The following is a 15,876-nucleotide window of genomic DNA, read 5'->3' on the forward strand; positions in this document are numbered from 1 at the left end:
CTACGTTTGGTCTAGCTTGCTCAATTCTTCTAATAACAACGCTTCTGCTTCGTTATCAGAAAGATCTCTAAAGTTTTCTAAGCTAGCTGCTTTAATCTGTTTGTCGAAAGTTTTGTTAGTGCCGTGGCTTTCGGTGTGACTTTTTGAAGAGATTAGTAGGCTAGCAATATAGTCTGTTAGCTGGGCCAAGGTTGGATAGTCGTACACGAGTGTTGCTGGTAACGAACACTTTAAACTAGTCTGTAGCCGGTTGCGAAACTCTACAGCGGTAAGAGAATCGAGGCCAAGATCCGTAAAGTCGGCGCTCTGATCGACAGCTATGCCATTGGCTTGTCCTAAAACAATAGCGAGCTGGTCTTGTAAATGCTGAATCAGAGCAGTTGTATTACCGACTTTTAAGTCTGCTTGAATAGTTGATCTAACATGACTTTTGGAAGATTCTTGAGAAGATGGACGCGGTGATTGTTGAGTGGGCTGGGAGGAGTGTTCTAAAGAACGCTTTGACTTTCGTGACTTTAGAGCTGTTGACTCTATCGCTGTCAGAAGCGAGGTCTGAACATGGGCCATTTGCCAATTTTGCAGCTTCCCTGGCAAGACACCGATCTGAGCGTCTTCTGTTGAACTGAGTAGCCAATCAAGAATCTCTAAGGCCGTCTCTGGTTCGATCAGAGGAATACCAGCTCGCTTTAGACGCTGTTCTACTTCAGGAGTATCTGCGAGCCCTGAACCTGCCCAAGCAGCCCAGTTAATACTCAAGCCAGGCAGTCCCTGCTGACGGCGGAAGTGAGCGATCGCATCCAAAAAGCTATTCGCCGCTGCATAGTTTGCCTGCCCTACTGAGCCTAGCAAAGAAGCCACTGAAGAAAACATCACAAAGTAGTCAAGACTCATATCCTGCGTCACTTGGTGGAGGTTCCACGTTCCGGTGACCTTCGCTGACAGGACGCACTCAAACGTTATCCAGCTTTGTTGTTGAAGCACGCCATCATCGATCTCGCCTGCCAAGTGAAAGAGTCCTTTCAAAGGAGCACTGGTAGATTGAAGCGTATGCACTAGATCCCGCTGAAGCCGTTCTCTATCTAGAAGATTAGTGTGGAGCATTTTTACATCAACACCAGATTGACGCAGTCGGTCGATATGCTGTTGAATCTTCTTGAACTGAGGTTTCATCGACACAGGGCTGCGACATAAAAGGATAAGGGACCGGGCCCCTTGATCTACCAGCCACTGAGCAACCTGTAGGCCGAGTGCGCCCGCTCCGCCAGTGATTAAGTAGGTCGCATTAGCACGAATCGCGATAGGTTTAGAAGATGAGGATAGATTAGGCGGTGTAATATTGACTTTCCCTATATGTTTCCCCTGCTGCATCGTGCGGAAGGCATCTACTGTCTCTGAGGCGGTATAGAGTCGATGGGATAAGGGTGATAGGCGGCTATTCTGTATCTCAGTAGCGATTCGGCTTAGCATTGACTGGATAAGCTGAGGCTGGCTGTTCGTTACCGCAACAAGATCAATGATTTGATAGCTAACATCGGGGCGTTGCTGTCCCATCTGCTCCGCCGACCAGATATCTGATTTACCGATCTCTAGAAATCGACCACCGGTAGTGAGTGTAGAAAGGCTTTGGGCGATCGCCTCTCCAGAAAGCGAATTGAGCACCATATCCAACCCTCGCCCTTCGGTCTGTTGCATAATCTGGTCGGCAAAGTCTAGAGTACGAGAATTGAAGATATGCTGTACTCCCTGCTGTCTTAAAAACGCCCACTTGGGTGGAGAGGCGGTTGCAAAAACCTTTGCGCCTAAGCGTTGGGCAATCTGCACAGCCGCTTGGCCAACGCCACCTGCCGCCGCATGCACTAGGACACTCTCACCTGCGGTTAATTCGCCTATCTCTACTAGCGCATAGTAAGCGGTGAGAAACGCTGTTGGAATAGTCGCGGCCTCGATAGTGCTAAGACCCTTGGGTATAGGTACCGCTAGATCTGCGCAGACTGTGACATATTGGCTAAAGCTAGCAGGAGCGATCGCCATCACCCTATCTCCTACCGCTATCTTCTTCACTTGCTTCCCAACCGCAACGACCTTTCCAGCACATTCAAGCCCCAAAGGGCCAGCCTCGCCAGGATACAAATTCAACGCGTTCAACACGTCTCGAAAGTTAAGCCCGGTTGCCTGTACAAGGAGTTCTATTTCGTCAGGCGCTGGCTGTTTGCGAGACGTCTCCTGCCAGCTAAGGTTCTCTAAAGTTCCTCTTTCTACCGTTTGTAGCTGCAGATTATCAACAGATTGATCACTCTGCTGAATGGGTCGAGTTAGTCTAGCCACATAGCGCTTTCCGTTTCGATAGGCAACTTGACTCTCTCTAGAATCGTTCTGATAAATTTCGGCGAGCAAACTAGAGAGCACTTGCTGTTCGCTAGCAGTTGAATCTAAGTCTAAACAGACGCAATTTAATTCAGGATGTTCGAGGGCAACTGTTCTACCGAGTCCCCAAAGCGGCGACTGGGCAACGTTTAGAGAGTCGTCGCCAAGAACAGCTTGGGCGCGATCAGTAACGAATAGAAGGCGGGTAGATAGATTACAGCTAACTAATGCCTGCGTGATATAAAGCGCGCCTTTGCAACTTTGTTCTACGTCACTGCCGCTAAAATATAGAACACCTCGCCAGCTACTTGCTCGCTGCACTTGCGTGTGAAAGCTTTCAGGATGTTCTCTATCTATCTCGAGATACGCTTCGCTCTGCTGCTGAGCCTTACCCAAAAGTGCAAGGGTACAATTTTGCGCTTGCTCTGTTAGGAGACGGGCGATCGCCTTTAACCTAGCAGCATCCTCTCCCAGAATTAACCAGTGGTCACCTGCTGCTAATTGGGGACTATCCACCACCGCCGTCGGCTGCCATTCGACTGTATAAATCCAGTCTTTCCAGTGAGGAAGCTGCGCTGATAGCGGGCTTTGATCGGGTGGATTTTGATGGGCGGGCACTACGCGTCTTGCCATCAAGCCCGTAATTGCAGCGATTATCTCTCCTTCGTCATCGAATATCTGCACGTCTGCTGTCACCGTGTGAGCGCGCACTTCAATCGGCCAAAGCTGAACGTAGCTCCAAACAAACTGACTTTTAGTCGAGCTACCGATCGCTAAGGGCCGGTGACATATCACGTGTTCAGCGCCAATAGGCACATAAGCATTGGCGCTCGCAGAAGCTGGTAGCGCCGCTAAAATACACTGAAAACAAGCGTCTAGTACAGCAGGGTGTAGCTGATAGCTAGCGCTATTGGAGATAATTTCAGGCGCAATTCGAACTCGACCTAAGGCTTCGTTCGGCGCGTGCCATATGGCCTCGATGCCACAGAAAAGACCCTCGTATGAAAGACCAATACGTTCGCACGCTTCGTAATGGACCTGGGGCGATCGCACTTCCCCTAGCCTAGCTTGTATCTGCTTGATTTCAATAGAATCTATTGCTATCTGCTTAGCTGCGCTGACAACGCCTTCACAGTGTAATGTCCACTCCGAGTTCTTAGAAGAAGCTGAATCTTCTAAAGATCGACTGAAGATTTCAAAGCGGTAAGCGCTAGCAGACTGCTCATCGGTACCAGGGGTTAGAATCGTCTGGATTGCTGTCAATTTCTCAGAGATAGGGAGTGGTCTCAAAATAGAAACCTCACTGAGCTGAACCGAGGTAGTTTGTAGAATCTCAGTGCCTACCGACAAGCCGATCTCAAAGAAAGCCGATCCTGGGAAAAGAGCTTGACCTTGAACTTTGTGATGCTGTAAATAGTCTGGCTGAGCTGAATGAACCGTTTGTTGAAAAAGAATCTGTCGAAGCGGCGTAGAGATCTTTGAGCCTGCTAGAGGATGAGACGATGCATCTATCGAGGTCGGTGGCCTGGTTGATGTAGGCCGCTCCATCCAGTACCGCTGACGTTCGAAGGCATATGTAGGTAGGGGAATTCGACCGACTTGACGATGGCTATAGAACGCCTTCCAATCGACTGCATATCCCCCTTCATAGAGAGCCGCTAAACTAGAAAGCATCTGCCAGCTATCGGACTTTTGCGGCTGTAAGCTTGCTAATAGAGTGTATGAACTAGCAACGGATGAATCAGAAGAGAGGGTCGCCTGTGCTAGTGTGAGCAGAACTGGACGAGGGCCACATTCAATAAAGGTAGAAACGCCTTTTTCCCTAAGCGTCTCAACACTTTGAGCAAACTGCACAGGTTGTTGAACATGCTCAACCCAATAGTTGGCATCAAAAGTATCCGTCGTTTTTCCGCTGATGTTAGAGACAATCTCTATACTCGGTGTTCGATAAGAAATAGAGTTCGCAACTTCTCGGAAGTCGGATAGTATTGGCTTCATCTGCGAAGAATGAAAAGCGTGAGAAACCTTTAGCTTTCGATATCTAATCCCCTGCATGGCGAACTTTTCAGCAATCCTATCAATAGCTACTGACGATCCGGATAGCACTGTATTTTCAGGAGAATTAATTGCCGCGATCGCAATGTCTTCTTCTAAAGCTTGCTTGCAGGTGTTGACATCTGCCGTCACTGATAGCATCGCGCCACCAGCGTGATCAATAGGCTCACCTGCAGAATCACCGACAGGTATAGACTGAATTAATCGACCTCTTTCTAAAACCAGCTTCAGTCCGTCTTCTAAGTCAAATACATCTGCTATACAAGCGGCTACATATTCTCCCAGGCTATGTCCTAGCACCGCTGTAGGCTGTATACCCCAGCTTATCCACAGCCTTGTGATCGCATATTCAAGCGCAAATAGAACAGGCTGAGTGTATTCTGTTTGATTGATCCGTTCGCTTTCTTCGAATAACACAGCTAGCAGATCAAAGTTATCTCGTCGTAGAATATCAGCACAGCAATCTAGCTCACGGCGAAAGACAGGTTGAGTCTCATACAGCTCTCTCCCCATACCTACAGCCTGAGCGCCTTGACCGGTGAAAAGAAAAGCAGCTTCCCCAGTTGTCATAAGATCTGTTGGTGCTAACAGCCATTCATCAAGCTGAGTACGCAGATCTTCTACAGAATTAACGACTAGCGCTAGACGATAGGGAAAGTGCGATCGCCCTACGCCTAAAGTAAAACAGATATCTGACAAAGAGATATCTGAGCAGTCACGAAGAAAATCAACATGCTTTTTAGCAAGCGCCTTCAGAGCAGTCTGAGTCTTCGCAGAAAGCACAAATAGTTCCGCTTGGAATCCGGCTGGCTGGCTAGCGCTATGCGAATCACGATCTTCAACGACCGCTTCTTCTAAAACCATATGGACATTAGTGCCCCCAATACCCAGTGAGTTAACGCTAGCTCGCCTTGGCGTTTTGGTCCTTGGCCAATCAGCAAGCGCTGTGTTGACATAGAAGGGACCATTAGCAAAATCAATTTGCGGATTTGGCGTTTGAAAGTGTAAGCTCGCTGGAATTTGACCGTGATGTACGGCCAATGCAGTTTTGATAAAACCAACGACACCAGAAGCAATATTAAGATGGCCTACATTAGTCTTTACCGATCCAATCGGACAAAATTGTTTTTTGTCCGTGCTTAGAGGCTCAGGGCAACGTTTAAAGGCCTGGCTTAGGGCTGCAATCTCAATCGGATCGCCTAGCTGAGTGCCCGTCCCATGCGCTTCGACATAGCCAATCGTTTCGGCAGGGGTATTTGCGATCGCCAACGCTTCTACGGCTACCCGCGCTTGTCCCTCACTCAAGGGGGCTAGATAGCCTACCTTTTGTCCACCGTCATTACCTACCGCAGATCCTTTGATAACAGCATAAATAAAGTCCCTATGCGCGATCGCCTCATCCAATCGCTTCAGCACGACTAGGCCCACACCGCTGCCAAACACCGTCCCCTTCGCCCCGGCATCAAATGCCCGGCAATGGCCGTCTTCAGCTAAGATCATACCTTCTTGGTACAGATAGCCTGCCTGCTGCGGCGTTTCAACCGACACGCCCCCAGCTAGCGCCATATCGCATTCTCTTTGTAGCAAGCTCTGCGCCGCCAAGTGAATAGACACTAGAGAAGTAGAACAGGCCGTTTGAACATTCAAACTAGGCCCGCGTAGATTCAGCTTATAAGAGACCCGAGTAGTCAGATAGTCTTTATCATTAGCAACCGTCGCTTGGAAGCCACCAAGAGAGCTAAGTGTAAATACATCTAGTGAATCATTCGAATCGAGCGTATGACGATTCGGATAAACCTGATTGAGCAGGTAAGTATTCATCGTTGCCCCTGCAAACAGGCCGATCGCACCCTCATAAGTGAGTGGGTCATATCCGGCGGCTTCCAAACTTTCCCACGCACATTCCAACAGTAGTCGCTGCTGAGGGTCCATCAGCCGAGCTTCTTTAGGACTGTAGCCAAAAAAATTGGCATCGAAGTAATCAATCTCTTCTAGGGTTGGGCTAGCATTCACATAGTTTGGATGCTGTAGCAGCGCAGGGTCAATTCCTGCTGCTAGCATCTCTTCATCAGTGAAAAAAGTAATTGACTCCACACCGTCTTTTAGGTTCTGCCAGAAAGCGTCTAAGTTTGGAGCGCCTGGGAATCGACCGGCCATGCCAATGATGGCAATATCTGAGTGTTGACTGCTACAGCCCTCTTCCAACTTCGTTTTCAACGAGTCGCGTAGAGGCTGTGAGGGCGTTTCTAAATCTGTTTGGTTGCGTTGTTTTAGATAGCTAGCTAGCGTAGCAATCGTAGGATATTGAAAGAGAGAAACGACTTTTAGCGTAGGGGCAAGCTGGTTTTGCAAGTGTCCAAGGACCTGCATTAGTTGCAAAGACGATCCGCCTAGCTCAAAGAAGTTTCTATTTCTATCGATTCTTTCTACAGAAAGAACAGACTTCCAGATAGAAGAAATATGCTGCTCAAGCTTGGACTGACTGAGATTCGTAGTTTCTAAACTAGCTTGGAACGCTTTGATAGATCGCTGCACTTGCGGATTGAATTCACCGGCTAAAAATCGCTTGCTAAGCTGACTACGCTGAATTTTTCCAATAGAAGTTTTAGGGATATCTGTCTCTTCTACCGGTATCACATAGGTCGCAGAGATGCCAATTTGATCAATTACTTGGGTCCGAATTTGTCTAATCAACGAGACAATAGCGTCTAGGTCTTGGGTCCCGGCAGCAGGATGAAAAAAAATGGCTAGTTGCTCGGTGGCATCTTCTGCGCTACGCACCCCGCAAGCTGCCGTAAAAGAAGTATCTATGCCTGCTATCGTCTCTACGACAGATTCGATCTCATGGCTGTAATAGTTGACGCCACCAAGGATGATGACATCTTTTTGCCGACCGGTAATTGTCAACGCATCGTCTTGAATGAATGCTAAATCACCCGTATTAAACCAACCGTCCTCTGTGAACGCGGCTACATTTGGATCGGTTTTACTTGACGCTGTTTTACTTAACTTTGTTACAGTCGAAGCCGCTTCATTATCAAACCCACTCGAGCCTTGCTCATTTGGGGGCTGATAGTAACCAGCGGTAACACTCAATCCTTTTACCTGTAGGCGACCAATCTCCCCTTCAAAAACTACCGAGTCTGTATCATCTACCACTCGAATTGAGACGCCTGGAATCGGCTTTCCTAGAGTCACAAAGGCATCTGATTTAGTCGCAGAGGCTAGCGAAAACTGACGAGAATGGACAATTCCAGAACAAGTTTCTGTCATCCCATAGCCCGGACTAACTACCGTTTCAGCTAGACCATAGGGGGCCAACATTTGCAAAAACTGTCGGGCTGTTTCTCCGACGACAGCTTCTGCTCCATTTCCCATCCAGCGAATAGAAGAGAAGTCCCAACCATAGCGCTTAGCTCTTTCTACAACCCTATGTGCCTGATCATTAACCAAACCATAGGCAAAATTAGGCGCCCAGGTTGCGCTAGTTTGGTACTTAACCAAAAGGTCCATCCAGACTAAGGGATCTTTTAAGACAAGTTCGCGCGCAACATGAATCTGCTCGCAGCCTATGTATATCTCTGTTAAATGAAACATGACTAGACTAGCTACATGCTCAAGCGGCATCCAATTGAGCGTAGTATCTTTTGCAGAAAGCTGGTTTACAGTTACCATGCCATAGGCGCTGGCTCTGATATTTTGGTGGGTGAGCTGGACGCCTTTGGGCGCGCCTGTACTGCCAGAGGTTAAAAGGAGGAGCGCTAGCTCATCTGGCTGTGGCTCATATAGAGGTGGCTCACCACAGTGATTTTTCTGAAGATCAGCGAGCGTTAGAACCCTAGTAGAAAGTGAGATTGGTAGTGACTTTGAGAGATCTGGCGAGTCTGTCAGCAGAATAGGATTTTCTAGTAAGGCGATCGCGCTTTCTAATAGCGTCTGTCCGCCTGTACTACTAGCTTGCGCAGAAATAGGCACCGGAATACAGCCACTGAGGAAACATCCCCACAAGGCGGTGACCAAATCAATGCTTTTGGAGAACTGAAGAATAACAAAATCGTGCTGTCTTGTTATGGTCTTTCTATCAGTCGGTTTCTTTGCTACTTTGCAAGAGTCATTTCCTAACCCTCTTTCTATCAATCCGAACGCGATTTGCTTAGCGGCAGCTAATAGCTGATCATACGGCTGTAGAGTCTCCGTACCGTCAGGGCATAGATAGCGAGTGCCAGTCTTTCTTTTCGCCGCTTGATCTAGCGCGTCAACTAAGTTAGGAGGAAAATCAGTCGTATCAGGAAAAGGATCGCCGTGAACAATCGCTAGTGATTGAGTTGGCTGCTCTAACTGCTTGTCTGGCTGCTGCGATATTGACTTTGAGGATGACACGGTCATACCTGTACGTACTTAGGGATGATCAAGTAGCTTGAACGCAATAGACTCTTTGAAGCAGTACCATAGCGGGTTTTGAGCCAATCTGTAAAGCAGCAAGGCTACGACAATATGGCATGATAATGACTGTATCTACATAGGTCTACGGGTCTAGCTTACGGTTTGTACCGACTCAACCCTTCTATTTGAATAGATGGAGACTCTCAATTTACTCATTTCGGATGAAACGCTACGGGACGGAGAACAGCAAGTTGGTCTCTTCTTTGAAGACAAAACAACCCTAGCTAACCTGATTGCTCAAACTGGGGTCCAACAGATTGCGCTGATGCCTGCTATTCATACTAGCGAGGCAAAATTGGTTAGTAGCCTGGTTGACAGCGGCCTAAAGCGTCAAATCGTTGCTTCGACGATGATGAGACGCGCCGCAATCGAGCATGCCAAGACCTGCGGTGTGCGACAGGTCATTCTTTTCCATGCTGTGTCCGATCGACTGCTGTTTCTAAGGGATCTAGAAATCGCTAAAGACCCGAGGTTCAAGGGCAAAACAATCGACGATGATATCGATCTTCCGGTCATCCAACGCAGCCGTCAGCGGATGTTGATTCATGCCTTAGAACATGTACGCTACGCAGCTGAACAAGGACTCAGAATCTGCTTTGCCGCAGAAGATGCGAGCCGAGCGGATAATGATTTTCTAGTCGAGTGTATCAACACGCTATCGCCCTACATTGACGAATTTTTACTTTGCGATACAGTCGGTAGCCTGACGCCTAAGCGGACAGCTCTGTGGATTCAAAACCTGTTGCAACATACTCGCGCAGTACCGCTATCTGTCCACTTTCACAACGATATGGGGCTGGCTCTAGAAAATACGATTCAGGCTGTGTGTGCGGGCGCTAGGGGCATTTCAGGCACGTTCGGAGGAATTGGAGAACGAGCGGGTAATGCGCCGATTGAACAGGTTCTAAAGGGGCTGCGATCGCGTTTTGGCTGGGAAGTGGCAGGCATTGATTACGATGCACTAGATCAGGTGGTTGACTATTTACACGCGCAGGGACATCGGCCTCATGCACCTTATTCGCGTCAGGCTCAGCGGCATGAGTCGGGCATTCACGTTAGCGCTTTGTTACGCGATCGCCGCAGCTACAGCATTTTTCCTCATCAGCAGCCAGAGATCTGGTTTGGTAAAGGCAGTGGATCGAGTAACTTTCAATATCTATTTGAACAGTATCTCAACTGGCCCCTACCCCAGTGCGAATACGAACGACTAAGAGCCATTGTCAAAGCGATCGCCATCCGAGAAAAGCGATCTTTTTCGGTAGAAGACATGCTCAAACTAATCCAGGAAAGAAACCTGATACCTCTTTTGAACCCACTGACCTTGGACTCACGAAGGGCTAGTCAGAATAAACATCTGATAGGAGCATAGTCCGCGTCGTATCATGGTGACTGGCAGACATAACGCTCAGAACACCACTATCGTCTAGAACATCACTATGGCAACTGGTCGCTAATTTCTCCACGCACTGCTGAAATTGCCACTGTTCTAGGTGAGGCCAAATAGTTCCGTCCGGTCGGATCGCCGCTGCGGCCCTTAAAATTACGATTGGTCGCATAGATTCCGGTTTCTTTTGCGCCCAAAACACCGCGCCCCGCATTGATGCAGGCACCACAGCCCGACTTCAAGACGGTTGCACCCGCTTGTTCTAAAGTTGACAGATAGCCCATAGATTCTGCCTGCTCTTTAACCGCCTGTGAAGCTGGAACGACAAACAAACTCACCGCCGGATTGACTCGCTGCCCCTTGATTGCTGCTGCTGCTGCTGCGAGATCATGTAGCTTTCCGCCCGTACAAGACCCGATGAAGGCCCGAGTGATTGCCACACCATCAAGCTCATGAACAGGAACAACTCTATCGGGCGTCGGTGGCGCAGCTACCTGTGGAGTTAGCTGACTAAGATCAAACCGATAGCTCTGTTCATACTGAGCGTCTAGGTCGGCTGTCACTTCAGTGAAAGGCTGATTCGTATGCGCTTTCACGTATTCTCGGGTGGTCTGGTCGACTGGCATTAAGCCGCACATAGCCCCGCACTCTATGACCATATTTGCCAACGTCATTCGCTCGTCCATCGGCAGCTGTTCAACAACGCTGCCAGCAAATTCTACAACTGTCCCAGTTGCGCCGTGACATCCAATCTGACCCAAGATAAACAACATAATATCTTTGGCGCTTACCAACTCAGGCAGCTTTCCAGACAGCTCAATCCGCAGCGTCGCTGGCACTCGAATCCAAAGGTCACCCATCGCGAAAATGTTCGCCATATCCGTAGTCCCTACACCTGTAGAAAAGCTACCAAACGCGCCATAAGTGCAGCTATGAGAGTCTGTGCCAGCAATCATCATACCCGGTCGTACAAAGCCTTGCTCAGGTAGAAGAACGTGACAAATTCCAGCGGCTTCACCAGGAGAAACAACATCAAACAGATGGCAGCCCTGCTGTTTGGCAAAGTCCACCATCTGCTGGTGCAGAGAGATCGCACCACGATCTTGGCGAATGTCGTTGACTTGGATGAAGTGATCGGCGACTAGAACGATCTTGCCTGGATCCCACACAGTGGCGTTCGGTCCAAACTGCTGCTGAAATAGCGCTCCGACCGGGCCGGCGATCGCATCGTGAGACATCGCCAAATCCACCTTGGCAAACACCACCTCTCCAGGCCGTACGTATGAGTTTCCTGAGGCCTGCGCCAGCAGCTTTTCGGCTACCGTCATCGGTCGAGCTAACGTCTGACTTTGAGGAATATCGACTTTCCCTTGTCGTCGTTGCAGGTTAAATGCGATCAGGCCACCAGCAGCGACAATAGCCTCTACCGCTGGATTCTGCAAAGGTTTTCCAATAACCTCTAGCGGCAGTCCAATGTTGATACTGTTGCGATAGAAGATTTCAGCAAAAGACTTCGCCCGAACTTTCTGAATCCCCGCCGCCTGAATGGCAATAGGGGCAAACTCCCTGCTAGATCCACACCCAAAGTTCTCGCCGGCTTCGATCACGTCGTATTTCAAAAGGTTGCCCGGTCCGATCACATGCTCTAGCGCATAATGTGCAAGATGGTCTAAATCACCATTAGTGCCACGTTTAGCTGGGATAATGTCATCTGTATTGATGTTGTCCCCTAACCTAAGCACCTGCTGAGTCATAGCGTTTCCGATGGTGAAAGTTCTAAGGGACACGATACTGGGTCAAGGTGCGATCGCGAAATCGGCTGTCTTTGTTCGTAAAGCGTTCTTGCTTCACCCTCTCTAAGCCCGCTTTCTCAAAATGCGCTAGCTCATCAAACGATAGGGGCCAGGGCGCATCATCCCCTGGATCTCCGTCATCTTTACGCATGTAAGTCGCAATCAGTACGGTTCCTTGCGAGGTGCCTAAAGCGGCAATGTTTTCAATCACCTCTTCTCGAACGCTTAGCGGCAGTGCCTGAATCGTTCTAAAGTCAAAAACTAGATCGAACTTACCTAGCCAGTCAGCAGGCAGGTTAAACAGATTAGCAGTGACGTAGTTGACTAGAGAATGGGGAAAGCGACCCTTTGCCCAGGCGATCGCGCTTTTAGAAATATCAAACCCCGTTACCGCAAACCCAGCCTTTGCTAGCGCCTCAGCATCATCACCTAAGCCACAGCCCACAACTACCGCCGATCGCCCTTCCCCCGCCACCTCATTCTGCTCTAGCCAATCAGTTAAGTACGCCGTCGCGCTAGGTAAAGCCCAGGGCACTTGGCCAGTATCGCCATCCGCGTTTGCATACAGCGGCTCAAACCAATCAGAAGCTCGCCCTCTAATCGTTTCTTCGGTCATACAACCCCCAGAATGTAAACTTCACTCCCGATACCGTTGGAATTGTCTGCGCTTGCAGTTGCTTTTGTAGAGCGCATCGCTTGACCTTTAGTGATCGTCTCCGGCATATATCCACATAGGCTCTGTCTTACCCGCTCTTTCAAACCCGCGCTTCTGATAGAATGCGACCGTTTCGTACTCAGCGACCAACATTTGCATATGCATCCCTTCGTAGTTTTTGCATAGCAGCTCCATAATCTTCCCGCCAATTCCCTGCTGCTGATAGTCTGGGTGAACTAGCAAGTGAGGATAGTAGACTACCAAAAAGCCATCTGAGATGGCGTTACCAAGACCAACAAGCTGCTCATCATTCCAGGCCGAGACCAGACTGTGAGAATTGATTAGTGCTTTGCGTAAAGCATCCGGTTTTTGCGCCGCAGACCAACCGTTTAGTTCATAGATAGGCAGGATCTGTTCGACTGAAATGTCTCTACGCTGAGAATATGTAATCATTTCTACTGTAACTGTCCTACCACTTTATACGCTGTACAGCTGTACAAATGATGACTGTACGACCGATGGCTGTACGACTGATCTAAGTCTCATCATACGCTGCTAGGCAAGAGGATACCGCTAGTGATAGATCTAACAACTTTGATTTCATTTGGGTTAGCAGCGGCTGTCTTGGTAGCGATGCCAGGGCCGGCCACCTTGTATATTGTGACCCGTAGTCTAGACCAGGGAAGGCAGGCAGGTCTTGCTTCTGTATTAGGAATCTCTACAGGCTCGCTAGTGCATTTTTTTGCAGCGGGGCTAGGGCTATCCACTATCTTGATGACCTCGGTAGTCGCGTTCCAGGCGGTGAAGTATATCGGCGCGCTGTATCTGATCTATTTAGGCGTTCAGAAGCTGCTATCTAACGAAGTGCTATCGATTGAACAGGTGGTAGCACCGCGATCGCTTACCAAGATTTTCTACCAGGGCGTGGTTGTCAACGTTTTGAACCCGAAAGCAGCGGTCTTCTTCTTAGCGTTTCTGCCACAGTTTATCGATCCGACAGTAGGTCCGATTTGGCAGCAGCTGATTCCCCTGTGCTGTGTGTTTATCTGCATTGGCCTAGCAGGCGATAGCACCTACGCTCTAATCGCTGGCAAGACGCGGCAGTGGCTGGTTCAAAATGCTTCGTTTTTACGGCGACAAAAGTATGTTGTCGGCGCTACCTATATTGCTTTGGGCATGGCTGCGGCAACGGTCTCGCCAGCTCGTAAATAGGAGATTAGTCGTATGAGCTGTGCACGCACTTGGCTAACCGCTCTACGAGTGGCTACAGGAGTGGCTACCGCTCTAGGAATTATGCTAGGAAGCTGCACTACTAACGGACAGACAATAGGCGATACGAATGACATGCCGTTCGTAGCCGTAACGCAGCTAGTAGGGGATCCGACGCTAAATGTGCTACGCGAAGGGATAAAAGATGAGCTGTTGGCAGCGGGCTATGAAATTGGGACAACGCTGCGCTGGGAATGGCGAAGTGCCAAGGGAAGTCCGGCGACCGCCAGGCAGATCGCGACTAAATACGCCCAGGCCAGTCCCGATGTGATTGTGGCGATCGCAAACCCTAATGCAAAATTAGCAGCAGCAGTCAGCCAAAATATTCCGATTGTCTTTTCAGCAGTCGGCGATCCAGTAGCTGCGGAACTGGTGAGCGACTTAGATAGACCAGGCGACAATATTAGTGGCGTCAGCGATCGCCTACCGATCCCCCAACAGCTAGCGCTCATCAAAGAGATTGTGCCAACCTCGCTCACCCTAGGAATAATCTACGACGTGGAGCAAGGTAGTACGTCTAGCTTAGTCTCACTAATCAACCAAAGTGCGCTAGAGCAGGATCTTGCGGTTCAAGCGGTTACTGTTTTATCGCCTGATGAGACAGCAGCAGCAGCACGGGGATTAGTCGGATCGGTAGATGCCATTTATATCCCACCAGGTAGCACACCAGCCGCCTTAGAAACGATAGTTCGAATAGGAAGGAACAACAAGCTACCGGTGTTTGCAGGGGATGTAGAGGCTGTAGAGAGCGGCGCGATCGCCACACTCAGCTTCGACTATTACGATGTGGGTCGTCAGACCGGAGAAATGATCGTCCAAGTACTAGCAGGCAAGAACCCTGGTGATTTACCTGTTGAATTTGTTGAGGATCTACAGTTAACTGTCAACCAAGCCGCCGCTGATGCCGTGGAGGTTCAGCTACCGAGCACCGTCATCTTTCGCGTTGATAGGACCATCGAATGAGGGCGGAAAGCCACACCAAAGCAAGCTAACTTCAATCAGTTTTAGCAGGTTAAGTTGACTAGCTTATACGTTTTAATCTCTATAGCATTGCGAGTCGCTCTTTCACCAGTGTCGCTTGCTTTTCAGCCTCAGCTAGTGCATCCCTAGCACCCTGCACTACCGCTGCGGGAGCCTGACTAACAAATCCTTGATTGCCTAACCGACCGTTTAGAGATTTCATTTCACCTTCCGCTTTGGCCAAATCCTTCTCTAGCTTCGCTCGTAGTGACTCTACATCCACCACCCCTGTTAGCGGAATTAGCACTTGCACAGTACCGGTTACCCCAGCGAACATCTCTCGCTGAGCGGCTGACTCTGACCTCACTTGAGCGGCTTGAGCGGTGGCTCGAATCAGATCGGCTGTCGATACGCCTTCTGGCATGGGCGTAACTTCTATCGTCTCTTCTGTAGTCTCTGCTTCTGTTGTAGATGAGTCTACTTCGATATAGGGTTCCGCCGGTTGGCTGATCGATTGAGCAGCGGGTTTGGAGTCTGCCGCGGTGCGATCGCCTGTAATCCGACTCCAGATGTCTTTCAATTCAGTAAATGTGCGCGCGCGCGCCTCTGCCTTGAACAATCGTCTCACACCCAATCGACCCACATAAAACAAGCCTACCAGTTGGAACAAACCTCTCAAGCCCGGCACTTCATCAATAGCATCTAACATCGAATCAAGCACACGGTAGGTCATGACCGTACCCAAAATTATCGCTAAAGACAGCGCAGGTCTCTTGTAGTCACTAAAGAACAGTTGCAAATGCTTACCTGGCTCGTCTAGAAACTGCAGAACCGCATCTAGCGCTTTCTCCCAGACGGCACCTTCTGAAGAGGCACCCTCTGAGCGCGAAGGCTGCTCTAACGTAGAATTGATGGTTCCAGGCGCTGCTGTCACGGCAATTTCGGCCGCCCTA

At 49.3% G+C, this 15,876-nt stretch carries 8 protein-coding genes; 3 read left to right on the top strand and 5 right to left on the bottom strand.

Features of this window, described 5'->3' with window-relative positions; genetic code table 11:
* Entirely contained in the window at window positions 1–8,805 is an 8,805-nt protein-coding gene (locus S7335_RS18130) for a type I polyketide synthase (RefSeq protein WP_050765918.1), read from the bottom strand.
* A 190-nt stretch (window positions 8,806–8,995) separates the two neighbouring features.
* On the opposite strand from S7335_RS18130, the gene S7335_RS18135 reads away from it, so the two are divergent.
* The gene (locus tag S7335_RS18135; protein WP_006455872.1) at window positions 8,996–10,231 is read left to right on the top strand and encodes a LeuA family protein; all 1,236 of its coding nucleotides are present in this window, start codon (window positions 8,996–8,998) and stop codon (window positions 10,229–10,231) included.
* Window positions 10,232–10,296: 65 nt separating this feature from the next.
* On the opposite strand, the gene S7335_RS18140 is transcribed toward S7335_RS18135, so the two are convergent.
* The 3 genes from S7335_RS18140 to S7335_RS18150 form a co-directional block, all read right to left on the bottom strand.
* Window positions 10,297–12,000, bottom strand: a complete 1,704-nt coding sequence (locus S7335_RS18140; protein WP_006455792.1) for an aconitase/3-isopropylmalate dehydratase large subunit family protein — start codon at window positions 11,998–12,000, stop codon at window positions 10,297–10,299.
* Window positions 12,001–12,022: 22 nt separating this feature from the next.
* A complete protein-coding gene (locus S7335_RS18145) occupies window positions 12,023–12,655 on the bottom strand; it encodes a bifunctional 2-polyprenyl-6-hydroxyphenol methylase/3-demethylubiquinol 3-O-methyltransferase UbiG (protein ID WP_006456939.1) in 633 nt (210 codons plus the stop codon).
* Window positions 12,656–12,742: 87 nt separating this feature from the next.
* On the bottom strand, window positions 12,743–13,147 hold the full coding sequence (locus tag S7335_RS18150; RefSeq protein ID WP_006455307.1) for a GNAT family N-acetyltransferase: 405 nt from the start codon (window positions 13,145–13,147) through the stop codon (window positions 12,743–12,745).
* Window positions 13,148–13,270: 123 nt separating this feature from the next.
* Between S7335_RS18150 and S7335_RS18155 the strand changes: the two genes are divergently transcribed.
* Entirely contained in the window at window positions 13,271–13,906 is a 636-nt protein-coding gene (locus S7335_RS18155) for a LysE family translocator (RefSeq protein WP_006456349.1), read from the top strand.
* Between the two features lie 12 nt (window positions 13,907–13,918).
* Window positions 13,919–14,926 (top strand): ABC transporter substrate-binding protein, encoded by a 1,008-nt coding sequence (locus S7335_RS18160; RefSeq protein ID WP_006457720.1) that lies wholly within the window; start codon window positions 13,919–13,921, stop codon window positions 14,924–14,926.
* 79 nt (window positions 14,927–15,005) lie between these two features.
* Here the strand turns inward: S7335_RS18160 and S7335_RS28920 are convergent, their stop codons facing one another.
* Entirely contained in the window at window positions 15,006–15,857 is an 852-nt protein-coding gene (locus tag S7335_RS28920) for a CAAD domain-containing protein (protein ID WP_255346482.1), read from the bottom strand.
* Between the last annotated feature and the right edge of the window lie 19 nt (window positions 15,858–15,876).

The organism is Synechococcus sp. PCC 7335 (genome assembly GCF_000155595.1).
Lineage (GTDB): Bacteria > Cyanobacteriota > Cyanobacteriia > Phormidesmidales > Phormidesmidaceae > Phormidesmis.

What these genes read in the sequence shown, in the direction of transcription:
- S7335_RS18130 (WP_050765918.1), bottom strand. Translation starts at nt 8,805, where the DNA reads ATGACCGTGTCATCCTCAAAGTCAATATCGCAGCAGCCAGACAAGCAG.
- S7335_RS18135 (WP_006455872.1), top strand. Translation starts at nt 8,996, where the DNA reads ATGGAGACTCTCAATTTACTCATTTCGGATGAAACGCTACGGGACGGA.
- S7335_RS18140 (WP_006455792.1), bottom strand. Translation starts at nt 12,000, where the DNA reads ATGACTCAGCAGGTGCTTAGGTTAGGGGACAACATCAATACAGATGAC.
- S7335_RS18145 (WP_006456939.1), bottom strand. Translation starts at nt 12,655, where the DNA reads ATGACCGAAGAAACGATTAGAGGGCGAGCTTCTGATTGGTTTGAGCCG.
- S7335_RS18150 (WP_006455307.1), bottom strand. Translation starts at nt 13,147, where the DNA reads ATGATTACATATTCTCAGCGTAGAGACATTTCAGTCGAACAGATCCTG.
- S7335_RS18160 (WP_006457720.1), top strand. Translation starts at nt 13,919, where the DNA reads ATGAGCTGTGCACGCACTTGGCTAACCGCTCTACGAGTGGCTACAGGA.